Origin of the sequence: Pseudomonas sp. Colony2 (assembly GCF_019382755.1) — a bacterium.
Classification (GTDB): domain Bacteria; phylum Pseudomonadota; class Gammaproteobacteria; order Pseudomonadales; family Pseudomonadaceae; genus Aquipseudomonas.
This window is the reverse complement of record NZ_CP080030.1, coordinates 439959-461674: the sequence shown is the minus strand read 5'-3', so window position 1 is coordinate 461674 and position 21716 is coordinate 439959. Positions and strand designations below refer to the sequence as shown.

Genomic DNA, 21716 nt, shown 5'->3' with positions numbered 1-21716 from the left:
GAGGACAAGCCATACAGGCCATCCAAGCGGACCAGCCTTACTCGGCTTTAGGAGCAGCTTTAGCGCCGAAAGCACCGAAGCGGGTCTTGAAGCGGTCAACACGGCCGCCAACATCCAGAGTCTTCTGCTTACCGGTGTAGAACGGGTGGCACTCGTTGCACACGTCGATTGGCAGAGCTTTGCCGAAAGTCGAACGGGTTTCGAACTTGTTACCGCAGCTGCAGGTAACGTCGATGGCAACATAGTTTGGATGGATATCGGCTTTCATGGTGTATTCCTCAGGCTAGCGTGCCGCCAATCAACACTATTGTTGAATACCGCACGTAATTAGGCCGCGGATTCTACCAGACCTTTTTAAACGCGCAAGAAGCACAACGGCCCCTTTCATCAGAAAAGCGCGGCATACACAAGGCCCTGTGGGAGCCGGGCTTGCCCGCGATGCAGACGCGGCGGTGCCTCAGGTGCACCGTGTCGATACTATCGCGGGCAAGCCCGGCTCCCACATCCACCGCTGGTCTGCTAGGCTCCCGCCCTTCTTCGCCGCCCGCCATATGAGAACCCCCGCGTGCCCGACGCCATTTTGCGCCTCGCCCTGCCCTCGCCCCTGCGCCGCCTGTTCGATTATCGGGCCCCTGCCGGCGTATTGCGGTCGCAGTTGCAGCCCGGCATGCGCGTACGGGTACCGTTTGGCCGGCGGGAGATGATCGGCATCCTGGTGGAGGTCGCCGATCACAGCGAAGTGCCCGCCGAGAAGCTCAAGCCCGCCGTGGCCATCCTCGACAGCACGCCGCCGCTGCCGCCCGCGCTGTTCAAGCTGTGCCTGTGGACCTCGCAGTATTACCAGCACAGCCTCGGCGACACCTTGAGCTGGGCGCTGCCGGTGCTGTTGCGCCAGGGCGAACTGGCCGAGGCGCGCCAGGAGCGTTTCTGGTCGATGGTCCCGGGGGCGCGCATGGACGACCCGCGCATCGCCCGCGCCCCGCGCCAGCGTGAAGCCCTGGCAACCCTGGCCCAGCATCCCCACGGCGTCGCCCATCAGCTGTTAAGCAAGCTGATGCTGAGCAAGGACAGCCTGGATTTGCTACTCGCCAAAGGCCTGGTGCAGGTGGAAATCCGCAAGCACGCCCCCGGCGAGCGCCACGAACACTGGCTGGCCCAGCCGGAACTGCCGCTCAACCCCGAACAACGCGCCGCCTACGAGGCAATTCGCGCCGGCTTCGACAGCTTCCACGCGTTCCTGCTGGCCGGCGTCACCGGCAGCGGCAAGACCGAAGTCTATTTGCAACTGATCCGCGAAACCCTCGAAGCCGGCAAACAGGCACTGGTGCTGATCCCCGAGATCAACCTCGGCCCGCAAACCCTGGCGCGTTTCGAGCAGCGTTTCAACGCGCGCATCGCCCTGGTGCACTCGGCGGTCAACGACCGCGAGCGCCTGGAATCCTGGCTCGCCGCCCGGGACGGCGAGGCCGACATTATTATCGGCACCCGTTCGGCGCTGTTCACCCCGATGAAAAATCCCGGGCTGATCATCATCGACGAAGAACACGACGGCTCCTATAAACAGCAGGAAGGCCTGCGCTACCACGCCCGCGACCTGGCGCTGGTGCGTGCCCGCCAGGAAAACATCCCGATTGTGCTGGGCTCGGCCACGCCTTCCTTGGAAAGCCTGCACAACGCCTACACCGGGCGCTACGGCCTGCTGCGTCTCAATGAACGTGCCGGCGGTGCCAAGCAACCCCGCTTCCTGCGCCTGGATGTAAAAAGTCGCCCGCTGGACAGCGGCATTTCCGGGCCGATGCAGCAAGCCATCGGGCAAACCCTCGCGGCGGGCCAGCAAGTGCTGGTGTTCCTCAACCGCCGGGGTTTTGCGCCGACGCTGCTGTGCCACGACTGCGGCTGGATGTCCGAGTGCAATCGCTGCGATGCGCGAATGACCGTGCACCAGCGCTCCGGCGAGTTGCGCTGCCATCACTGCGGCCATGTGGAGCGGGTGCCGCGGCACTGCCCGCAGTGCGGCAAAGTCGACTTGCGACCGGTGGGCGCGGGCACCGAGCGCGCCGAAGAACGACTGGGCATCCTGTTCCCGGATTACCCGGTGCTGCGGGTCGACCGCGACAGCACCTCGCGCAAGGACGCGATGAATCAGTTGTTCGCCACGATCCAGAAGGGCCAGCCGTGCATTCTGGTGGGCACGCAGATGCTTGCCAAAGGGCATCACTTCCCACGGGTGACCCTGGTGTCGATCCTGGATGCCGACGGCGGGCTGTTCTCCGGGGATTTTCGCGCCAGCGAGCGCATGGCGCAGTTGATCGTGCAGGTCGCAGGCCGGGCCGGGCGGGCCGAAGAGCCGGGCAAAGTGATCATCCAGACGCACCTGGCCGACCACCCGCTGCTGATTCAACTGACAGAACAAGGCTACTTTGCCTTCGCCGAACAGGCCTTGAGCGAGCGACGCTCGGCAGGTTTGCCACCGTTTGCGCATCTGGCGCTGCTGCGGGCCGAAGCGCACAAGCCGGGGCAGGCCGAAGGTTTCCTGGATGAAGCGTGCAGCGAGGCTGAACGTTTGCTGGGGGAACTGGGTCTGACCGGCATCGAGCTATTGGGCCCGGTGCCAGCACCGATGGAACGCCGCGCCGGGCGCTACCGCGCCCAGCTACTCTTGCAAGCCAGTGCCCGAGCGCCGCTGCATCGTTTATTAAGCAGCTGGTTACTTGCGCTGGAGCAAATGCCCAGTGGTCGCCAGGTGAGATGGTCGCTGGACGTAGACCCGGTAGATTTGTACTAACCCCCTGTGGCGAGGGAGCTTGCTCCCGCTGGGCTGCGTAGCAGCCCCAAAAAAGCCGGGAGCGCTACGCACTCCAGCGGGAGCAAGCTCCCTCGCCACAGCAAGCTCCCTCGCCACAGGTTAATCGTCCGTCAAGGTCCCGCGAAGGTTGGCAAGCCCGCCCTCGCCACGGATAATGCCCAGTTTTTCCACCTGCGCATCGCGCGCCACCGCTTGCGGTCGAAAGAGAACACCATGAAAGACACCATTCGCCAGCTGATCCAACAAGCCCTCACCCAACTCGTCAACGAAGGTGTGTTGCCTGAAGGCCTGACGCCGGCGATCCAGGTGGAAAATACCCGCGACAAGACCCACGGTGATTTCGCCAGCAACATCGCGATGATGCTGGCCAAGCCGGCCGGCCTGAAGCCGCGCGACCTGGCGGAAAAAATCATCGCCGCGCTGCCGGCCGACCCGCAGGTGACCAAGGCTGAAATCGCCGGCCCAGGCTTCATCAACTTCTTCCAGAACACCCAGGCCCTGGCTTCGCGCCTGGACGCGGCCCTGGCCGACGCGAAAATCGGCGTGCGCAAGGCCGGCCCGGCACAGCGCGTGGCCATCGACCTGTCGGCACCGAACCTGGCCAAGGAAATGCACGTGGGCCACCTGCGCTCCACCATCATCGGTGACGGCGTGGCGCGGGTCCTGGAGTTCCTCGGCGATGACGTGATCCGCCAGAACCACGTGGGCGACTGGGGTACCCAGTTCGGCATGCTGATGGCCTATCTGCAGGAAAACCCGATCACCAGCAACGAGCTGTCGGACCTGGAGAATTTCTACCGCGCCGCCAAGAAGCGTTTCGACGAATCCGAAGAATTCGCCGACCGCGCCCGTGGCCTGGTGGTCAAGCTGCAAGCCGGCGATGCCGAATGCCTGAAACTGTGGGGCCGCTTCCGCGAGATCTCGCTGTCCCACTGCCAGGAAATCTACGAGCTGCTCAACGTCAAATTGACCATGGCCGACGTGATGGGCGAAAGCGCCTACAACGACGACCTGATCAACGTGGTCAACGACCTCAAGGCCAAGGGCCTGCTGGTTGAAAGCAACGGCGCGCAGTGCGTGTTCCTCGAAGAATTCAAGACCGCCGACGGCGACCCGCTGCCGGTGATCATCGTCAAGGCCGATGGCGGCTACCTCTACGCCACCACCGACCTCGCCGCCGTGCGCTACCGCAGCGGCGTGCTGAAAGCCGACCGTGCCCTGTATTTCGTTGACCAGCGCCAGGCCCTGCACTTCCAGCAAGTGTTCGAAGTGGCGCGCCGCGCCGGTTTCGTGACCCATCCGATGCAGATGGAGCACATGGGCTTCGGCACCATGAACGGCGCCGATGGCCGCCCGTTCAAGACCCGTGACGGCGGCACCGTGAAGCTGATCGACCTGCTGAACGAAGCCCAGGACCGCGCCTACAACCTGGTGAAGGAAAAGAACCCGGAGCTGGCCGAAGCCGACCTGCGCAACATCGCCCGCGTCGTGGGGATTGGTGCGGTGAAATACGCCGACCTGTCCAAGCACCGCACCAGCGACTACAGCTTCAACTTCGAATTGATGCTCAACTTCGAAGGCAACACCGCGCCGTACCTGCTGTATGCCTACACGCGGGTGGCCGGTGTGTTCCGCAAGCTGGGCAAGGACTTCAGCGAAGTCGAAGGCCAGATCAACCTTGAGGCGCCACACGAGCAGGAACTGGCCGCCAAACTGGCGCAATTCGGCGAAGTGCTGAACAGCGTCGGCGAAAAAGGCACACCGCACATCCTCTGCACCTATTTGTACGAAGTCGCCGGTTTGTTCTCCAGCTTCTACGAGAACTGCCCGATCCTGACCGCAGACGACGAAGCCCAAAAGCAGAGCCGCCTGCGCCTCGCCGCACTGGCAGGACGGACCCTCAAGCAAGGCCTGGAATTGTTGGGCCTGGAAACTCTGGAGCGTATGTAAGTTGGCTGCCAAGAAAAAACCTGCACCCAAGCGCGGCGCCAGCCGCTACCAGGCACCGGCGAAGAAGCCTATTCCGGGCTGGTTGTGGATGGCCATCGGCCTGACGGTCGGCGCGTTTGTGGTGTTCCTGATGAAGCTTGACCCGGGCAAGGGCGATGACGTCAAACGGGTCAAGCAAGAACAGCAGAAGGCCACGAAAATGGCCGAGGCGAACAAGACACCGCCTAGCCCGACTGCGCCGGTGAAGCCGAAGTACGACTTCTACACGCTGCTGCCGGAATCGGAAGTGATCGTGCCGCCGGACGCCGTGCCGGAGAAAACCCTGCCGACGCCGCAGCCGGTGCCGACTACGCCGGTTACCCCGGCGGAAGCAGCGAAGATCGACACGGCCCGGGCCCAGGCTGCGTTGGCCGGGATTACCCCGCCGCCACCGCCGCCGGTTGCCACCACCAAGGCCGCGCCGGTGACCAAGTTCTTCCTGCAGGCGGGCTCGTTCCCGAAACAGGCGGATGCGGACCGGGTACGCGCGCAGATTATTCTGTTGGGGCAGGCGGTGACGGTGGAGTCGGGCACTGTGAAGGACGCGACCTGGTATCGCGTACTGGTAGGGCCGTTCAGCAACCGTGAACAGCTGACCGTGGCTCAGAAACAACTGGCCGGCGCCGGGTTTAGCAACCTGTTGTTACAACAACGCCAGAGCCGCTGATTCCGGAAACAGCATCGGGTTAATGTGGGAGCGGGCTTGCTCGCGAATGCGCCAGATCAGTCAATATTTTAGGTGACTGACACACCGCATTCGCGAGCAAGCCCGCTCCCACATTTGATTTTCATCGGCCTCAGGACCGAGTCCGACACATAAACACCACTCGTCCGCCCTCCCGTCCTACAGTTGAAATCCCCCCCGCCACCCCCATATGAGTTCCATCAGGGCATTTTCGCCCCGCAGCGTGGAGACTCTCCCCTTGACCACCATCGTTTCAGTTCGCCGCCACGGCAAAGTCGTCATGGGCGGCGACGGCCAGGTTTCACTTGGCAATACCGTGATGAAAGGCAACGCGAAAAAAGTCCGTCGCCTGTACCACGGCCAGGTCCTCGCCGGTTTCGCCGGCGCCACCGCTGACGCCTTTACCCTGTTCGAGCGCTTTGAAGGCCAACTTGAGAAGCACCAGGGCCATCTGGTCCGTGCCGCCGTCGAACTCGCCAAAGAATGGCGCACCGACCGCTCCCTCAGCCGCCTGGAAGCCATGTTGGCCGTCGCCAACAAAGACGCCTCGCTGATCATCACCGGCAACGGCGACGTGGTTGAACCCGAAGAAGGCCTGATCGCCATGGGCTCCGGCGGCGGCTACGCACAAGCGGCGGCCAGCGCCCTGCTGAAGAAAACCGACCTGTCGGCCCGGGAAATCGTCGAGACGGCCCTGGGTATCGCTGGCGACATCTGTGTCTTCACCAACCACAACCTGACCATTGAGGAGCAGGACCTCGCCGAATAAGCCGCAGGCTTATTCCCGCTTGAGGACCGCCAATTACTATGTCCATGACTCCCCGCGAAATCGTCCATGAACTCAATCGCCATATCATCGGCCAGGACGATGCCAAGCGCGCCGTTGCCATCGCCCTGCGTAACCGCTGGCGCCGGATGCAACTGCCCGAAGAATTGCGCGTTGAAGTAACCCCCAAGAACATCCTGATGATCGGCCCGACCGGTGTCGGTAAAACCGAGATCGCCCGGCGCCTGGCCAAGCTGGCCAATGCTCCGTTCATCAAGGTCGAAGCCACCAAGTTCACCGAAGTGGGCTATGTGGGCCGTGACGTCGAGTCGATCATTCGTGACCTGGCCGACGCTGCCCTGAAGCTGCTGCGCGAACAGGAAATGACCAAGGTCAGCCATCGCGCCGAAGACGCCGCCGAAGAACGCATCCTCGACGCCCTGCTGCCACCGGCACGCATGGGCTTCAACGAAGACGCCGCACCGAGCTCGGATTCCAACACCCGCCAGCTGTTCCGCAAGCGCCTGCGTGAAGGCCAGCTGGACGACAAGGAAATCGAGATCGAAGTCGCCGAAGTGTCCGGCGTCGACATCTCCGCACCGCCTGGCATGGAAGAAATGACCAGCCAGTTGCAGAACCTGTTCGCCAACATGGGCAAGGGCAAGAAGAAAAGCCGCAAGCTCAAGGTGAAGGAAGCGCTGAAACTGGTGCGTGACGAAGAGGCCGGGCGCCTGGTCAATGAGGAAGAACTCAAGGCCAAGGCCCTGGAAGCAGTCGAGCAGCACGGCATCGTGTTTATCGACGAGATCGACAAGGTGGCCAAGCGCGGCAATTCCGGCGGCGTCGACGTGTCCCGCGAAGGCGTGCAGCGCGACCTGCTGCCGCTGATCGAAGGCTGCACCGTCAACACCAAGCTGGGCATGGTCAAGACCGACCACATCCTGTTTATCGCGTCCGGTGCGTTCCACCTGAGCAAGCCAAGTGACCTGGTGCCGGAGCTGCAAGGCCGTCTGCCGATTCGCGTTGAGCTGAAAGCGCTGACGCCGGGCGACTTCGAACGCATCCTCAGCGAGCCGCATGCGTCGCTGACCGAGCAATACCGCGAGCTGCTGAAAACCGAAGGCCTGGGGATTGAGTTCCTGCCGGACGGTATCAAGCGTCTGGCGGAGATTGCCTGGCAGGTCAACGAGAAGACCGAGAACATCGGTGCCCGTCGCTTGCACACCCTGCTTGAGCGCCTGCTGGAGGAAGTGTCCTTCAGTGCCGGCGACATGGCGGGCGCGCAGAATGGCGTGGCAATCAAGATCGACGCCGACTACGTCAACAACCACTTGGGCGAATTGGCGCAGAACGAAGATCTGTCTCGTTATATCCTGTAAGCCTCACGCAGGAACCGCTCTGCTTTAATGTGGGAGCGGGCTTGCTCGCGAATGCGGTGGGTCAGTCACAATTGCATGAACTGACCCACCGCATTCGCGAGCAAGCCCGCTCCCACAGTTTAAAGCCGGTTCCTTCAGGATCATCTCTGAGCGGTTCCCCAAATGACCAAACTGCCTACCGCCATCAACCTGCACAAAGCCTCCAGGACCCTGGGCCTCACCTACGGTCCTGACGAGGTGTATCAACTGCCCGCCGAATTCCTTCGCGTGCACTCCCCCTCCGCCGAGGTCCAGGGCCACGGCAAACCGATCCTGCAATTCGGCAAGCTCAATGTCGGCTTGACCAAGATCGAACCCGCCGGCCAATACGCACTGAAATTGACCTTCGACGATGGCCATGACAGCGGATTGTTCACCTGGGACTACCTCTATCAACTTGCCGTGCGTCAGGACGCGCTGTGGGCTGACTATCTTGCCGAGCTGAAAGCCGCCGGAAAAACCCGCGACCCGAGCCAGTCGGTCGTGCGGCTGATGCTCTAGCCCAGGCCTCTTGCTCATTAGTGGGCATTTTCTAATTCCATCTGCTTGAATGCCCCTCTGTCGTGGCCAACGATTGGCCCGCTTGCGAAAAAAATTAAACTCGGGTAACCAATGGAACTGGCAAGTTCCCTGCATTTGACGATGCGGTATTAACGGTCACCCGAGCAGTAGTACCAGGCTGTGCTGTGTGGCAAGTAGTGGTACACAGCGGTACCCGGTACTCGTCTGTCGGACAATGGAGCGTCGTAGATGAGTAACAAGAACAACGATGACTTGAAACGCCAGGCCTCGGAAAACACCCTGGGGCTGAACCCGATCATCGCGTTACGGAAAAAGGATTTACTGGCATCCGCTCGGATGGTGCTGACCCAGGCCATCAAACAACCGTTGCACAGCGTCAAGCATGTCGCCCATTTCGGCGTCGAATTGAAGAACGTGGTGTTCGGCAAATCACAGCTGACACCCGAGGCCGACGACCGTCGTTTCAACGACCCGGCGTGGACTCAGAACCCGCTCTACAAACGTTACCTGCAAACCTACCTGGCGTGGCGCAAGGAGCTGCACGACTGGATCGGTGACAGCAACCTGTCGGAACACGACATCAGCCGCGGCCACTTCGTCATCAACCTGATGACCGAGGCCATGGCGCCCACCAACAGCGCAGCCAACCCGGCGGCGGTCAAACGCTTCTTTGAAACCGGCGGCAAGAGCCTGCTGGATGGCCTGTCCCACCTGGCCAAGGACATGGTGCACAACGGCGGCATGCCGAGCCAGGTCAACATGGGCGCCTTTGAAGTGGGCAAGAGCCTGGGCACCACCGAAGGCGCCGTGGTGTTTCGCAACGATGTGCTGGAGCTGATCCAATACCGGCCGATCACCGAGCAGGTGCACGAACGTCCGCTGCTGGTGGTGCCGCCGCAGATCAACAAGTTCTATGTATTCGACCTGAGCCCGGACAAGAGCCTGGCGCGCTTCTGCCTGCGCAATAACCAGCAGACGTTTATCGTCAGTTGGCGCAACCCGACCAAGGCCCAGCGCGAGTGGGGCCTGTCGACCTACATCGAGGCGCTGAAAGAAGCGGTCGATGTGGTGAGCGCGATCACCGGCAGCAAAGACATCAACATGCTCGGCGCCTGCTCCGGCGGCATCACCTGCACCGCCCTGCTGGGCCACTACGCGGCGCTGGGCGAGAAGAAGGTCAACGCCCTGACCCTGCTGGTGAGCGTGCTGGACACCACCCTGGACACCCAGGTGGCGTTGTTCGTCGACGAACAGACCCTGGAAGCAGCCAAGCGCCATTCCTACCAGGCCGGTGTGCTGGAAGGCCGCGACATGGCCAAGGTGTTTGCCTGGATGCGCCCCAATGACCTGATCTGGAACTACTGGGTCAACAACTACCTGCTGGGCAACGAGCCACCGGTGTTCGACATCCTGTTCTGGAACAACGACACCACCCGCTTGCCGGCCGCGTTCCATGGCGACCTGATCGAACTGTTCAAGAACAATCCCTTGGTGCGGGCCAATGCCCTGGAAGTGTGCGGCACGCCGATCGACCTGAAGCAGGTCACTGCCGATATTTATTCTTTGGCCGGCACCAACGACCACATCACACCGTGGCAGTCCTGCTACAAGTCGGCGCAGCTGTTTGGCGGCAAGGTGGAGTTTGTGCTGTCCAGCAGCGGGCATATCCAGAGCATTCTGAACCCGCCGGGCAATCCCAAGTCGCGTTACCAGACCAGCGATACGATGCCGGGCAAGGCCCTGGACTGGCAGGAGAACGCCACCAAGCACACCGATTCGTGGTGGTTGCATTGGCAGGCGTGGCAGGCGGAGCGGTCGGGCAAGTTGAAGAAGGCGCCTGCGAACCTGGGCAACAAGACTTATGCAGCGGCGGAAGCGGCGCCGGGCACTTATGTACATGAACGATAAAGCACACACACTTTTGTGACTGGAACGGTATCAACTGTGGGAGCGGGCTTGCTCGCGAAGGGGGTGTGTCAGTTGATGCATCTAGAGACGGATTCACCGCCTTCGCGAGCAAGTCGAATCGTCGCACCGCCGCTCCCACACTGACCGAGTTCCGACAGGGAATAGCGCGCCACTTTGCAGGGTAAGCCCATGCCGCAACCGTTCATCTTCCGTACCATCGACCTGGATGGCCAAGCTATCCGCACGGCGGTACGCCCGGGCAAGCCTCACTTGACGCCGCTGCTGATTTTCAATGGCATCGGCGCCAACCTTGAGCTGGTGTTTCCGTTCGTCCAGGCCCTGGACCCGGACCTGGAAGTGATTGCCTTTGATGTGCCAGGCGTCGGCGGCTCGTCGACCCCCAGCCGGCCTTATCGCTTTCCCGGCCTGGCCAAACTCACCGCGCGCATGCTCGATTACCTGGACTATGGCCAGGTCAACGCGGTGGGCGTTTCCTGGGGCGGCGCGCTGGCGCAGCAGTTCGCCTATGACTATCCGGAACGCTGCAAGAAGCTGATTCTGGCCGCCACCGCCGCCGGTGCCTTCATGGTGCCGGGCAAGCCGAAAGTCTTGTGGCTGATGGCCAGCCCCCGGCGTTATATCCAACCGTCCCACGTGGTGCGCATTGCACCGATGATCTACGGCGGCTCCTTCCGTCGGGATTCGAAACTGGCCGCCGAACACGCGAGCAAAGTGCGTTCGGCGGGCAAGCTGGGTTACTACTGGCAACTGTTCGCCGGGCTTGGCTGGACCAGCATCCACTGGCTGCACAAGATCAAGCAACCGACCCTGGTGCTGGCCGGCGACGACGACCCGCTGATCCCGCTGATCAACATGCGCATGCTGGCCTGGCGCATTCCCAACGCCCAACTGCACATCATCGACGACGGCCATCTGTTCCTGATTACCCGGGCCGAGGCCGTGGCGCCGATCATCATGAAGTTTCTCCAGGAGGAACGCCTGAGGGCGGTGATTCACCCGCAACCCGCACTTTAGACGGCGGCGGTCAGGACGACCGCGCCGCGCAACTTGGCCAGAACCGACTATGGTTCTGAATTGGCGTGCTTGTTGATGGCTTGACGAAGGAGTGTTGGCGCATGCGAGAAAGACCCGTATCGAACCCGGTGCCCACACCCGCCGCGTTCATCAATATTGAAAGTGCGATCACCGGCCTGCGCGGCCGGGATTTGCTCTCGACCCTGCGCAGCGTCGCCGCACACGGCTTGCGCAATCCGGTGCACACCGCCCGCCACGCCTTGAAGTTGGGCGGGCAATTGGGCCGCGTGCTGCTCGGGGAAACGGTGCACGAGCCGAACCCGAAGGACAGCCGCTTCGCCGACCCGACCTGGCAGCTCAACCCGTTTTATCGGCGCAGCCTGCAAGCCTACCTGAGCTGGCAAAAACAGACCCGCCACTGGATCGACGACAGCAACCTCAGCGCCGACGACCGGGCGCGGGCGCACTTTGCCTTTGCCCTGCTCAACGATGCGGTGTCGCCATCCAACACCCTGCTCAACCCGCTGGCGATCAAGGAGCTGCTCAACTCCGGCGGCAACAGCGTGGTGCGTGGCGTCAGCAACCTGTTCGACGACCTGCTGCACAACAACGGCTTGCCGCGCCAGGTCACCAAGCAGGCCTTTGAAGTCGGCAAGACGGTGGCCACCACACCCGGTTCGGTGGTGTTTCGCAATGAACTGCTGGAGCTGATCCAGTACAAGCCCATGAGCGAAAAACAGTACGCCAAGCCGCTGCTGGTGGTGCCGCCGCAAATCAACAAGTACTACATTTTCGACCTGAGCCCGAACAACAGCTTCGTCCAGTTCGCCCTGAAAAATGGCCTGCAAGTGTTTATGGTCAGCTGGCGCAACCCGGATGTACGCCACCGCGAATGGGGCTTGTCCACCTACGTCGCGGCTTTGGAAGAAGCGCTGAACGTAACCCGCGCAATCACCGGCGCCCGCGAGGTCAACCTGATGGGCGCCTGCGCCGGTGGCCTGACCATCGCCGCGCTGCAAGGCCATCTGCAGGCCAAGCGCCAGCTGCGCCGCATCTCCAGCGCCAGCTACCTGGTGAGCCTGCTGGACAGCCAGATCGACAGCCCCGCCACCCTGTTCGCCGACGAACAGACGCTGGAAGCCGCCAAGCGCCGCTCTTACCAGCAAGGCGTACTCGACGGCCGGGACATGGCCAAGGTATTCGCCTGGATGCGTCCCAACGACCTGATCTGGAACTACTGGATCAACAACTACCTGCTGGGCAAGGAACCGCCGGCCTTCGACATCCTGTACTGGAACAACGACAACACCCGCCTGCCCGCCGCGCTGCATGGCGACTTGCTGGACTTCTTCAAGCACAACCCGCTGAGCCATCCCGGCGGCCTGGAGGTGTGCGGCACGCCTGTCGACTTGCAGAAGGTCACGGTGGACAGCTTCAGCGTGGGCGGCATCAACGACCACATCACGCCGTGGGACGCGGTGTACCGCTCCACCCAGCTGCTGGGCGGCGACAAGCGCTTCATTCTGTCCAACAGCGGGCATGTCCAGAGCATCCTCAACCCGCCAGGCAACCCCAAGGCCAACTACGTCGAGAACCTCAAGCTGAGCAGCGACCCGCGCGCCTGGTACTACGACGCCAATCATGTCGAGGGCAGCTGGTGGCCCAACTGGCTGGCGTGGATCCAGCAGCGCTCCGGTGTGCAGCGCGAAACACTGACCGCCCTGGGCAACCAGAATTACCCACCGATGGAAGCGGCGCCGGGCACCTATGTGCGAGTCCGCTGAGCCCCACGACGACTTTAAGAAGACTGGATGAAGACCCGCGACCGTATCCTTGAATGTGCCTTGCAGTTGTTCAACCACAAGGGCGAGCCGAACGTGTCGACCATGGAGGTGGCCAATGAAATGGGGATCAGCCCCGGCAATCTCTATTACCACTTCCATGGCAAGGAACCGTTGGTGCTCGGTCTGTTCGAGCGCTTTCAAAACGAATTGGCGCCGTTGCTCGATCCGCCGGAAGACGCACAACTGGCGGCCGAGGATTACTGGCTGTTCCTGCACCTGATCGTGGAGCGCATGGCGCACTATCGGTTTCTGTTCCAGGACCTGTCGAACCTGGCGGGCCGCTTGCCGAAACTGGCCAAGGGCATCCGCAACCTGCTGACGGCGCTCAAGCGCACGCTGGCCTCGTTGCTGGCCCGCCTCAAGACGGATGGGCAACTGGTCAGTGAAACCCAGGCGCTGGGGCAGTTGGTGGAACAGATCACCATGACCTTGCTGTTTTCCCTGGACTACCAGCGGATTCTCGACCGAGAAGGTGAAGTGCGGGTGGTGGTGTACCAGATCATGATGCTGGTGGCCCCGCATCTGCTGATGCCGGCGAGGCTGGCGACAGAGAGGTTGGCGCTGCGCTACCTGGACGACGCGGACTAAAATGTGGGAGCGGGCTTGCTCGCGAAAGCGGAGTGTCAGTCAGCACATGTGTGACTGATCCACCGCTTTCGCGAGCAAGCCCGCTCCTACAGTGGATTTGTGTTGTTCTGTAGATTCCATAAAAAACGCCCGACCTTCGCAGGCCGGGCGTTTTTATGTGTCCCGTAAAAATCAGGACTGACTGGTAGGCGTCGGGGTTGCCGGCGTTGCAGTCGGGGTAGCAGCAGGCGTCGGTGGCGTGACCGAGTTGGTCGCCGGCGCTGCAGTTGCAGGCTTGGCCGCTACCGCTGGCTTCGGCGCTGCTGGCTTTTTGGCTACGGCAGGCTTCTTCGCCGCAGCCGGTTTTGCAGCTGGCTTGGCCGCTGCAGGTTTTGCAGCCGCAGGCTTGGCGGCGGGTTTGGCAGCAACCGGCTTGGCTGCAGGTTTCGCAGCGGCTGGCTTGGCAGCAGGCTTGGCAGCAGCAGGTTTGGCGGCAGCGGTTTTCGCCGCTGGCTTGGCTGCTGCTTTTGCTGCCGGCTTGGCTGCAGGTTTCGCCGCAGGTTTTGCAGCTGCTTTAGCGGCCACTGGTTTAGCGGCAGGCTTGGCGGCCGGTTTAGCCGCTGCGGTTTTCGCCGCAGGCTTGGCAGCCGGTTTTGCAGCAGCTTTGGCCGGCGCCTTGGCGGCTGGCTTGGCTGCCGGTTTGGCGGCGGCCTTGACCAGCGGTTTAGCGGCGGTTTTAGCAGCAGGCTTGGCCGCGGCAGTTTTTGCGGCAGGCTTGGCAGCCGGTTTAGCCGCTGCAGTTTTAGCCGCAACTGGCGCAGCTTTAAGGCCAGTGAGTTTTTCGATTTGCCTGGTCAAGGTATCGACCTTGCTGTGCAGCGCTTTCACTTCAGTACGGCTAGGTACGCCCAGTCGCGAAATGGCACTGTTCAGGCGCTTGTCAAAAGCCCCTTCCAGTTCGCCCCACTTGTCGCTGATACGTGATTTGGCAGAACCGGCGGAAGCCTTTGCCGCATCGACTTGTTTACCCACTGTGCTCTTGGTCAACTTCTCGGCCTTCTCGCCGTCCTTAACCAAGGTCTCGAAGTATTTACCGCCGTCACTGCTCACCTTCGAGTACACGCCTAAACCGGCCAGCCAGATCTTGCGGGAGTATTTTTCAACTTCCCCGATCCACGAGCTGCCTTCTTTATCAGTAGTCTTTTTACCAGCCATCCCGTTGTCTCCTTAGTGTTTACGCGCGACACGTTCGAGCAATGCCGTCAGCTCATCGAGCTTAGCAGAGAGTGTCTCCACGTCATGTTTAGACGGAATGCCGATCCGATTCAAGGCACTTCCAACACGACTATCAAAAGCGCTTTCAACTTTATCCAGTTGCACTTCGACTCGACCTTTGACGCCGAAGACTTCGCTCTTGACTTGATCAATCTGACTGTTGGCTGCATCAAGTTGTTCAATCACAACTTTTTTGCCTTTAGTTTCAACATGTTGACCAGTCTTAACCAGCTCTTTGAAGTACTCGGCGCCCTCGCTTCCGACCTTGGCGTAAGCCCCCAAACCGGCCAGCCAGATCTTGCGGGCATAGGATTTAACGTCAGTCAGGGCGTTAGTTCCGGTAGCAATTTTTTTCTTCAAAATAACTTTGGCCATGGTGCACCTCACGCATAAAGGGGGGAGGAACTGCCCACAGAAGTTGGGGGCTTGGGCACAAAGTAGGCAGAAAAATTAGAATCGGCACCCTAAGAAGGTCGCAAATCAGGCCAGGGCTTTATCCAGTGCCTTCTCGATTTCGGACTTGATGGTGCCACTCATGGCCGACATCAACAGGCCCAGTTCGACTTCAATCCGCAGGGAATCTTCCGCCACTTTCACGGTGCCTTTAACGCCCGAACGTTTGAGGTTCAGTGTGTCGCCGGCCCAGGAAGACTCCAGGCCATATTGCTCCTTGAGTTTGCTCGCCAACTTGTCGGCTTTTTCTCGGGCAGCGTCTTTGCCCAGTGTGTGGGCACGTTCAACCTGTATACGGGCCATTTGAATGACTCCTCGTTATAGAGACTTGTCGACCCGCCATGCGGCAAAAGGTCTCGGTGACCACCTATCTTACCTTCAGCCTTGCCAAGACAAAGCATGCCTTGGGGATTAGAATGCCCCCATTCTCTTTTGGTGACAGCGATATGACTGATCAGCGCAAAGGCAGCGATGCCGAACCCACCACTCACTTCGGCTTCAAGAACGTCCCGGAAAGCCAGAAAGCGGAAAAAGTCGCCGAGGTGTTCCACTCGGTCGCCGCCAAGTACGACTTGATGAACGACGTGCTCTCCGGCGGCATGCACCGCCTGTGGAAGCGCTTCACCATTGAGTTGTCGGGTGTACGCACCGGCAACCGTGTGCTGGATATCGCAGGCGGCACGGGCGACCTGGCCGCCAAGTTCTCCAAGCTGGTGGGCCCCACCGGGCAGGTGGTACTGGCCGACATCAACGGCTCGATGCTTAAGGTCGGTCGTGATCGCCTGCTGGACAAAGGTGTGGCGGGCAATATCGAGTTCGTCCAGGCCGACGCTGAAAAGCTGCCGTTCCCGGACAACCACTTCGACTGCGTGACCATCGCCTTCGGCCTGCGTAACGTGACCCACAAGGAAGACGCACTGCGCTCGATGCTGCGCGTACTCAAGCCCGGCGGTCGCCTGCTGGTGCTGGAGTTCTCCAAGCCGACCAACGCACTGATGTCCAAGGTCTACGACACCTACTCGTTCGCCTTCATGCCGTTGATGGGCAAGCTGATCACCAATGACGCCGAAAGCTACCGCTACCTGGCCGAATCGATCCGCATGCACCCGAACCAGGAAACCCTGAAGTCGATGATGGTAGAGGCCGGTTTCGACCGCGTGACCTACCACAACATGACCTCGGGCATCGTCGCCCTGCACCGCGGCATCAAGCCCTGATGCTGTTCGCAGGCCTTCTCGCCAGCGTCGAACACGGCCTCAACCGTGTACTGCGCCTGGACAGCACCGCCCTGGCACGGCTGGCGCACCTGAACGGCAGGATCATCGCCGTCGACTGCACCAGCCCCGCCTTGCAGCTGTTTATCCTGCCCAGCGATGAAGGCCTGTTGCTGGCGTCCCACTGGGCCGCCGACGCCGACTGCACCCTGCGTGCTTCCGGCTCAAGCCTGCTGCGCCTGGCCCTGAGCCGGGACAAGACGGCGATCCTCCACGGCCCGGACGTGGAACTTGAAGGCGACAGCGCGGTGCTGATGGACCTGGCCGCCGTGCTGCAAGACCTGGAACTGGACTGGGAATACGAGCTGTCACGTTGGCTCGGCCCGGTGGCCACCCAACTGATCAGCGGTCATCTGCGCAGCCGCACGCGCTGGTACCAGCAGGGTTTCGCCAGCCTGAACCAGAACCTCGCCGAATACCTGAGCGAAGAATCGCGCACCCTGGTCGGACAACGGGAAGCGGAAGCGCGCTTTCGCGAACTCGACCAGGCCAAACTCGACCTGGAACGACTTGAGGCGCGCTTCGAGCGCCTGAGCCGCTCCCTTGATTCAAGCGATAACGCATGAAGCTGCTCGCCGTCCGCCGTTTGTTTCGTATCCAGCGCGTCGTAATCCGCTACCGCCTCGATGACCTGCTGTTCGCCCTGCCGCTGCCGTGGTTTCTGCTGGCGGTGCGCTATGTGCTGCCGTGGCGCTGGTTCCCGCGCAAAACCCTCGAGCTGAGCCGTGGCGCGCGCCTGCGCCTGGCGTTGCAGGACCTGGGGCCGATCTTCATCAAGTTCGGGCAGATCCTCTCGACCCGCCGCGACCTGTTGCCCGAAGACATCGCCGACGAACTGATGCTGTTGCAGGACCGCGTGCCGCCGTTCGACTCGCAACTGGCGGTCACGCTGATTGAAGAGCAACTGGGCAAGAAGATCAGCGAAGTCTTCAGCCGCTTCGACATCGCGCCGCTGGCCTCGGCCTCGGTGGCCCAGGTGCATGCCGCGCAACTGAAAAGCGGCGAAGAAGTGGTGGTGAAGGTGATCCGCCCGGGCCTCAAGCCGATCATCGGCCAGGACCTGGCGTGGCTGTTCATCCTTGCCCGCGCCGCCGAGCGCTTTTCTGCCGATGCACGCCTGCTGCACCCGGTGGACGTGGTGCTGGACTACGAAAAAACCATCTACGACGAACTCGACCTGCTGCGCGAAGCGGCCAATGCCAGCCAGCTCAAGCGCAACTTCGAAGGCTCGCAGCTGCTGTACGTGCCGCAAGTCTATTGGGACTGGTGCCGCCCGAAAGTGCTGGTGATGGAACGCATCTACGGCGTGCAGGTCACCGACGTGGCGACCCTGGCCGACCAGCGCACCGACATGAAGATGCTTGCCGAGCGCGGCGTGGAAATTTTCTTCACCCAGGTGTTCCGCGACAGCTTCTTCCACGCCGACATGCACCCCGGCAACATTTTCGTCAGCACCGTGAACCCGTGGAGCCCGCAGTACATTGCGATCGACTGCGGCATCGTCGGCAGCCTGACCCCGGAAGACCAGGATTACCTGGCGCGCAACCTGTTCGCTTTCTTCAAGCGTGACTACCGCCGCGTGGCGCAGTTGCACATCGATTCGGGCTGGGTGCCGGCCGAAACCAAGCTCAACGAATTCGAAGCGGCGATCCGCACTGTGTGCGAGCCGATCTTTGAAAAACCGTTAAAGGATATTTCCTTCGGTCAGGTGCTGATGCGTCTGTTCCAGACGGCGCGGCGCTTCAATATGGAAGTGCAGCCGCAGTTGGTACTGTTGCAAAAGACCCTGCTGAACATCGAAGGCCTGGGCCGCCAGCTGTACCCGGACCTCGACCTGTGGAACACCGCCCAGCCGTTCCTCGAGCGCTGGATGCGGGACCGTATCAGCCCGAAAACCCTGCTGGGCAACCTGCAAAGCCAGGTCGAGCAACTGCCGCACCTGGCCAACATGACCCGCGACCTGCTGGAGCGCATGTCCCAGCCCCACGCCCAGGACCCGGCACCGCCGTGGCACAAGCGCAAGGACGACTGGTTCCTGCGCCTGCTGGGTGCCGCGCACCTGGTGGGCGGTACGATACTGGCCGCCGGCGGGCCGCTGAACGAACTGGGCCACTGGCCGGCCGGCATCATGGTCGCGGTGGGCGTGTATCTGATCGTGCGTCGATAGCCAATCCGGTTATACACTGTCGCAAATTGCCGGAGCCGAAAATGAAAGACTGGCTGGACGAGATCAAGTGGGACAGTGACGGCCTGGTGCCGGCCATTGCCCAGGACTACAAGACCGGGCGCGTGCTGATGATGGCCTGGATGAACCGCGAGGCCCTGAGCCTGACCGCCGCCGAGAACCGCGCCATCTACTGGTCACGTTCCCGTGGCAAACTGTGGCGCAAGGGCGAAGAGTCCGGGCACGTGCAAACCCTGCATGAGATGCGCATCGACTGCGATGCCGATGTGGTGATCCTCAAGGTCGAGCAGATCGGCGATATCGCCTGTCACACCGGCCGTCACAGCTGCTTCTACCGCGTGTTCCAGAACGGCGAGTGGAAGACCGTCGAGCCCGTGCTCAAAGACCCGCACGCTATCTATTCGCCAGGACACTGAACATGAGCGATACCCTCAACCGTGTGGCCCAGGTGCTGGAAGACCGCAAAGGCGCGGACGCCGACAGCTCCTACGTCGCCAGCCTGTACCACAAGGGTCTGAACAAGATCCTGGAAAAACTCGGCGAAGAAGCCGTCGAGACGATTATTGCGGCCAAGGACGCGCAAATCAGCGGCGACTGCAGCGACGTGATCTACGAAACTGCCGACTTGTGGTTCCACAGTCTGGTCATGCTCGCCCAACTGGGGCAGCATCCACAGGCAGTGCTTGATGAACTGGACCGTCGCTTCGGCTTGTCCGGGCATGCCGAAAAGGCCTCGCGCCCGTCCGTCTGACCAACTTTTACAGAGGAATTGCAGCATGGGCATTTTTGACTGGAAACACTGGATCGTCATTCTKGTGGTSGTYGTRYTGGTKTTCGGCACCAAGAAACTSAARAMCCTSGGYACCGAYGTCGGTGARTCGATCAAGGGSTTTCGCAARGCCATGAACGACGACGAAAAGCCTGCCGACCCGGCCGTCAATCCGGTGCCACCGGCGCAGCCTGTACACCCGCAGGCCACTCAGCCGATCACTGAACGTCGCACCTTCGACGTGCAGGCCGAGCACGTCAAAGAGCAGAACCAAAAAGACTCGTGAGTACTGAATAATGTTTGGTATCAGCTTCTCTGAACTGCTGCTCGTCGGCCTCGTGGCCCTGCTGGTACTGGGGCCGGAACGCCTGCCCGGTGCCGCGCGCACGGCCGGCCTGTGGATCGGGCGCCTGAAACGCAGTTTCAACGCCATCAAACAGGAAGTTGAACGGGAAATCGGCGCCGACGAGATTCGCCGGCAACTGCACAACGAACACATTCTGTCGTTGGAGCAGGAGGCACGGAAGATTCTCTCGCCGGTGCAGGAAACGCCCAAGCCGGTCGAGCCTGTGGCCGAGCATTCGATTGCTCCGCCCGCCGCACCCGCGTCTGCACCGGTCGCTGAACCCGTGCACGCCGTCGGGCCTGCGCCCACTGCGCCCGTGACCCCGACCGAACCCGCGCCGACACCTGCCGTGTCGCCCGCGCCCCACGACCCTACATTGCCGCCGCGAGCCCCATGAGCGCTGATAAACCGGAAACCGACCAGCACATGCCACTGGTCTCGCACCTCACCGAGTTGCGCACCCGCCTGCTGCGCTGTGTCGCGGCGATCTTCATCATCTTTGCCGGGCTGTTTGCCTTCACCCAGCAGATCTACACCTTCGTCTCCACGCCGCTGCGCAATTACCTGCCGGCCGGCGCGACGATGATCGCCACCGACGTGTCATCGCCGTTCCTCACGCCGTTGAAGCTGACGATGATGGTTTCGCTGTTCCTGGCGATCCCGGTGATCCTGCATCAGATCTGGGGCTTTATCGCGCCGGGCCTGTACAAGCATGAAAAACGCATCGCCGTGCCGCTGCTGGTGTCGAGCATCCTGCTGTTCTACACCGGGATGGCTTTTGCCTACTTCCTGGTGTTCCCGCTGATCTTCAAGTTCTTCGCCGCCGCCACCCCGGCCGGCGTAGAGATGATGACCGACATCACCAGCTACCTCGACTTCGTGATGACGCTGTTCTTCGCCTTCGGCGTGGCGTTCGAAATCCCGGTGGCCGTGGTGCTGCTGGTGTGGATCGGCRTSGTMGACGTCAARTACMTGAAGAAGATYCGYCCGTACGTGRTCATMGGCTGCTTYGTGGTYGGCATGATCCTGACCCCGCCGGACATCTTCTCCCAGACCCTGCTGGCCGTACCCATGTGGATGCTGTTCGAGATTGGCATTCTGTTCGGCAGCCTGGTGAGCAAGCGTGGCGATCACCCGGATGACCAACCCGCCGACGACGACCAGCCGCCAGCGACCCAGCCGTGAACCTGCTGCTGCTTGAGGAGGCCGACTTTATCGCGGCCGACCGGGTGGTGCTGCGTGATCGGCGCCTGGTGCATATGCAGGAAGTCCACCGTGCCGCCGTAGGCGACAGCCTGCGGGTCGGACGGATTGGCGGCTTGATGGGCAACGCGCAGTTGCTGCGCCTGGAAGCCCGGGAAGCCGAGTTGGAAGTGACCTTCGACCAGCCGCCGCCGGCCAAACTGCCCCTGACCCTGCTGCTGGCCCTGCCCCGCCCGAAAATGCTCCGCCGGGTGCTGCAAACCGTGGCGTCCATGGGCGTGCCGCGGGTGGTGCTGGTGAACAGCTATCGCGTGGAAAAGAGCTTCTGGCAGACGCCGTTCCTGGAGCCGGAAGCGATTCGCGAGCAATTGATCCTCGGCCTGGAACAGGCCCGGGACACGGTGCTGCCCGAGATCGTGATCGAAAAGCGCTTCAAGCCATTCGTCGAAGACCGCCTGCCCGCCATGGCGCAAGGCACCCTCGGCCTGATTGGTCACCCTGGCGACTATCCGCCCTGCCCTCGCGGGCTGGATGAGCCGGTCACCCTGGCGATCGGGCCGGAAGGCGGCTGGATTCCCTACGAGGTGGACCTGCTGGCCAAGGCCGGGTTGCAGCCGGTGCAACTCGGCGCGCGCATCCTGAGAGTCGAAACCGCCGTCACCGCGCTGCTC

23 protein-coding genes are annotated in these 21716 nt (G+C 61.8%); 19 read left to right on the top strand and 4 right to left on the bottom strand.

Translation table 11 applies throughout. The features are described from left to right. Nucleotides 1-37: 37 nt before the first annotated feature. A complete protein-coding gene (gene rpmE / locus JV201_RS01920; RefSeq protein ID WP_003209330.1) occupies nucleotides 38-268 on the bottom strand; it encodes a 50S ribosomal protein L31 in 231 nt (76 codons plus the stop codon). Between the two features lie 297 nt (nucleotides 269-565). On the opposite strand from rpmE, the gene JV201_RS01915 reads away from it, so the two are divergent. The 10 genes from JV201_RS01915 (at nucleotide 566) to JV201_RS01870 (ending at nucleotide 13561) form a co-directional block, all read left to right on the top strand. After that, nucleotides 566-2785 carry a primosomal protein N' gene (locus JV201_RS01915; RefSeq protein ID WP_008439257.1) on the top strand — a complete coding sequence of 740 codons (2220 nt, stop codon included), beginning with the start codon at nucleotides 566-568 and terminating at the stop codon, nucleotides 2783-2785. Nucleotides 2786-3019: 234 nt separating this feature from the next. Beyond that, the gene (argS, locus tag JV201_RS01910) at nucleotides 3020-4756 is read left to right on the top strand and encodes an arginine--tRNA ligase (protein WP_219406440.1); all 1737 of its coding nucleotides are present in this window, start codon (nucleotides 3020-3022) and stop codon (nucleotides 4754-4756) included. 1 nt (nucleotide 4757) lies between these two features. Next, a complete protein-coding gene (locus tag JV201_RS01905; protein ID WP_003209324.1) occupies nucleotides 4758-5462 on the top strand; it encodes an SPOR domain-containing protein in 705 nt (234 codons plus the stop codon). A 256-nt stretch (nucleotides 5463-5718) separates the two neighbouring features. After that, nucleotides 5719-6249, top strand: coding sequence for an ATP-dependent protease subunit HslV (hslV, locus tag JV201_RS01900; protein WP_003209323.1), 531 nt, complete (start codon nucleotides 5719-5721; stop codon nucleotides 6247-6249). A gap of 38 nt (nucleotides 6250-6287) precedes the next feature. Further along, nucleotides 6288-7625 carry an ATP-dependent protease ATPase subunit HslU gene (gene hslU, locus JV201_RS01895; RefSeq protein WP_219406439.1) on the top strand — a complete coding sequence of 446 codons (1338 nt, stop codon included), beginning with the start codon at nucleotides 6288-6290 and terminating at the stop codon, nucleotides 7623-7625. A gap of 162 nt (nucleotides 7626-7787) precedes the next feature. Next, nucleotides 7788-8165 (top strand): gamma-butyrobetaine hydroxylase-like domain-containing protein, encoded by a 378-nt coding sequence (locus JV201_RS01890; protein ID WP_003209319.1) that lies wholly within the window; start codon nucleotides 7788-7790, stop codon nucleotides 8163-8165. Between the two features lie 249 nt (nucleotides 8166-8414). Further along, nucleotides 8415-10094 (top strand): class II poly(R)-hydroxyalkanoic acid synthase, encoded by a 1680-nt coding sequence (gene phaC / locus JV201_RS01885; RefSeq protein WP_003209318.1) that lies wholly within the window; start codon nucleotides 8415-8417, stop codon nucleotides 10092-10094. A gap of 189 nt (nucleotides 10095-10283) precedes the next feature. Next, complete coding sequence (gene phaZ, locus JV201_RS01880) at nucleotides 10284-11129, top strand: poly(3-hydroxyalkanoate) depolymerase (protein ID WP_003209316.1); 846 nt, start codon at nucleotides 10284-10286, stop codon at nucleotides 11127-11129. 101 nt (nucleotides 11130-11230) lie between these two features. Then, on the top strand, nucleotides 11231-12913 hold the full coding sequence (gene phaC, locus JV201_RS01875; protein WP_003209314.1) for a class II poly(R)-hydroxyalkanoic acid synthase: 1683 nt from the start codon (nucleotides 11231-11233) through the stop codon (nucleotides 12911-12913). A 27-nt stretch (nucleotides 12914-12940) separates the two neighbouring features. After that, entirely contained in the window at nucleotides 12941-13561 is a 621-nt protein-coding gene (locus JV201_RS01870) for a TetR/AcrR family transcriptional regulator (RefSeq protein ID WP_003209312.1), read from the top strand. A 171-nt stretch (nucleotides 13562-13732) separates the two neighbouring features. On the opposite strand, the gene JV201_RS01865 is transcribed toward JV201_RS01870, so the two are convergent. From JV201_RS01865 to JV201_RS01855, 3 genes are all read right to left on the bottom strand, one after another. Next, nucleotides 13733-14755 carry a phasin family protein gene (locus JV201_RS01865; protein ID WP_134325604.1) on the bottom strand — a complete coding sequence of 341 codons (1023 nt, stop codon included), beginning with the start codon at nucleotides 14753-14755 and terminating at the stop codon, nucleotides 13733-13735. 12 nt (nucleotides 14756-14767) lie between these two features. Then, nucleotides 14768-15190 (bottom strand): phasin family protein, encoded by a 423-nt coding sequence (locus tag JV201_RS01860; protein WP_134325603.1) that lies wholly within the window; start codon nucleotides 15188-15190, stop codon nucleotides 14768-14770. Nucleotides 15191-15295: 105 nt separating this feature from the next. Beyond that, nucleotides 15296-15571 (bottom strand): polyhydroxyalkanoic acid system family protein, encoded by a 276-nt coding sequence (locus JV201_RS01855; protein ID WP_008439272.1) that lies wholly within the window; start codon nucleotides 15569-15571, stop codon nucleotides 15296-15298. A gap of 143 nt (nucleotides 15572-15714) precedes the next feature. Here JV201_RS01855 and ubiE point away from each other — a divergent pair, with 143 nt between their 5' ends. The 9 genes from ubiE to JV201_RS01810 all read left to right on the top strand — a co-directional run. Then, nucleotides 15715-16485: a bifunctional demethylmenaquinone methyltransferase/2-methoxy-6-polyprenyl-1,4-benzoquinol methylase UbiE gene (ubiE, locus tag JV201_RS01850; protein WP_003209306.1), complete on the top strand. Its 771-nt coding sequence runs from the start codon at nucleotides 15715-15717 to the stop codon at nucleotides 16483-16485. Next, nucleotides 16485-17108, top strand: a complete 624-nt coding sequence (locus JV201_RS01845; protein ID WP_003209304.1) for an SCP2 domain-containing protein — start codon at nucleotides 16485-16487, stop codon at nucleotides 17106-17108. Before ubiE ends, JV201_RS01845 begins: the two co-directional genes overlap by 1 nt. Next, on the top strand, nucleotides 17105-18709 hold the full coding sequence (ubiB, locus tag JV201_RS01840) for a ubiquinone biosynthesis regulatory protein kinase UbiB (protein ID WP_219406438.1): 1605 nt from the start codon (nucleotides 17105-17107) through the stop codon (nucleotides 18707-18709). Before JV201_RS01845 ends, ubiB begins: the two co-directional genes overlap by 4 nt. A gap of 41 nt (nucleotides 18710-18750) precedes the next feature. Continuing rightward, nucleotides 18751-19143 (top strand): phosphoribosyl-AMP cyclohydrolase, encoded by a 393-nt coding sequence (gene hisI, locus JV201_RS01835; RefSeq protein WP_177049087.1) that lies wholly within the window; start codon nucleotides 18751-18753, stop codon nucleotides 19141-19143. 2 nt (nucleotides 19144-19145) lie between these two features. Continuing rightward, nucleotides 19146-19478 carry a phosphoribosyl-ATP diphosphatase gene (locus JV201_RS01830; protein WP_219406437.1) on the top strand — a complete coding sequence of 111 codons (333 nt, stop codon included), beginning with the start codon at nucleotides 19146-19148 and terminating at the stop codon, nucleotides 19476-19478. Between the two features lie 25 nt (nucleotides 19479-19503). Then, nucleotides 19504-19782: a twin-arginine translocase TatA/TatE family subunit gene (locus tag JV201_RS01825; protein ID WP_219406436.1), complete on the top strand. Its 279-nt coding sequence runs from the start codon at nucleotides 19504-19506 to the stop codon at nucleotides 19780-19782. 10 nt (nucleotides 19783-19792) lie between these two features. Next, a complete protein-coding gene (gene tatB / locus JV201_RS01820; RefSeq protein WP_219406435.1) occupies nucleotides 19793-20239 on the top strand; it encodes a Sec-independent protein translocase protein TatB in 447 nt (148 codons plus the stop codon). Continuing rightward, nucleotides 20236-21027 (top strand): twin-arginine translocase subunit TatC, encoded by a 792-nt coding sequence (tatC, locus tag JV201_RS01815; protein ID WP_219406434.1) that lies wholly within the window; start codon nucleotides 20236-20238, stop codon nucleotides 21025-21027. The genes tatB and tatC overlap by 4 nt, the downstream gene beginning before the upstream one ends. Then, the coding region (locus tag JV201_RS01810; RefSeq protein ID WP_219406433.1) for a 16S rRNA (uracil(1498)-N(3))-methyltransferase at nucleotides 21024-21716 on the top strand (693 nt) is incomplete at its 3' end. The genes tatC and JV201_RS01810, both read left to right, overlap by 4 nt.

Bases quoted from the DNA above. Each gene is read 5' to 3' on its own strand.
- rpmE (WP_003209330.1), bottom strand. From the start codon at position 268: ATGAAAGCCGATATCCATCCAAACTATGTTGCCATCGACGTTACCTGC.
- argS (WP_219406440.1), top strand. From the start codon at position 3,020: ATGAAAGACACCATTCGCCAGCTGATCCAACAAGCCCTCACCCAACTC.
- hslU (WP_219406439.1), top strand. From the start codon at position 6,288: ATGTCCATGACTCCCCGCGAAATCGTCCATGAACTCAATCGCCATATC.
- JV201_RS01890 (WP_003209319.1), top strand. From the start codon at position 7,788: ATGACCAAACTGCCTACCGCCATCAACCTGCACAAAGCCTCCAGGACC.
- phaC (WP_003209318.1), top strand. From the start codon at position 8,415: ATGAGTAACAAGAACAACGATGACTTGAAACGCCAGGCCTCGGAAAAC.
- phaZ (WP_003209316.1), top strand. From the start codon at position 10,284: ATGCCGCAACCGTTCATCTTCCGTACCATCGACCTGGATGGCCAAGCT.
- phaC (WP_003209314.1), top strand. From the start codon at position 11,231: ATGCGAGAAAGACCCGTATCGAACCCGGTGCCCACACCCGCCGCGTTC.
- JV201_RS01870 (WP_003209312.1), top strand. From the start codon at position 12,941: ATGAAGACCCGCGACCGTATCCTTGAATGTGCCTTGCAGTTGTTCAAC.
- JV201_RS01865 (WP_134325604.1), bottom strand. From the start codon at position 14,755: ATGGCTGGTAAAAAGACTACTGATAAAGAAGGCAGCTCGTGGATCGGG.
- JV201_RS01860 (WP_134325603.1), bottom strand. From the start codon at position 15,190: ATGGCCAAAGTTATTTTGAAGAAAAAAATTGCTACCGGAACTAACGCC.
- JV201_RS01855 (WP_008439272.1), bottom strand. From the start codon at position 15,571: ATGGCCCGTATACAGGTTGAACGTGCCCACACACTGGGCAAAGACGCT.
- ubiE (WP_003209306.1), top strand. From the start codon at position 15,715: ATGACTGATCAGCGCAAAGGCAGCGATGCCGAACCCACCACTCACTTC.
- JV201_RS01845 (WP_003209304.1), top strand. From the start codon at position 16,485: ATGCTGTTCGCAGGCCTTCTCGCCAGCGTCGAACACGGCCTCAACCGT.
- ubiB (WP_219406438.1), top strand. From the start codon at position 17,105: ATGAAGCTGCTCGCCGTCCGCCGTTTGTTTCGTATCCAGCGCGTCGTA.
- hisI (WP_177049087.1), top strand. From the start codon at position 18,751: ATGAAAGACTGGCTGGACGAGATCAAGTGGGACAGTGACGGCCTGGTG.
- JV201_RS01830 (WP_219406437.1), top strand. From the start codon at position 19,146: ATGAGCGATACCCTCAACCGTGTGGCCCAGGTGCTGGAAGACCGCAAA.
- tatB (WP_219406435.1), top strand. From the start codon at position 19,793: ATGTTTGGTATCAGCTTCTCTGAACTGCTGCTCGTCGGCCTCGTGGCC.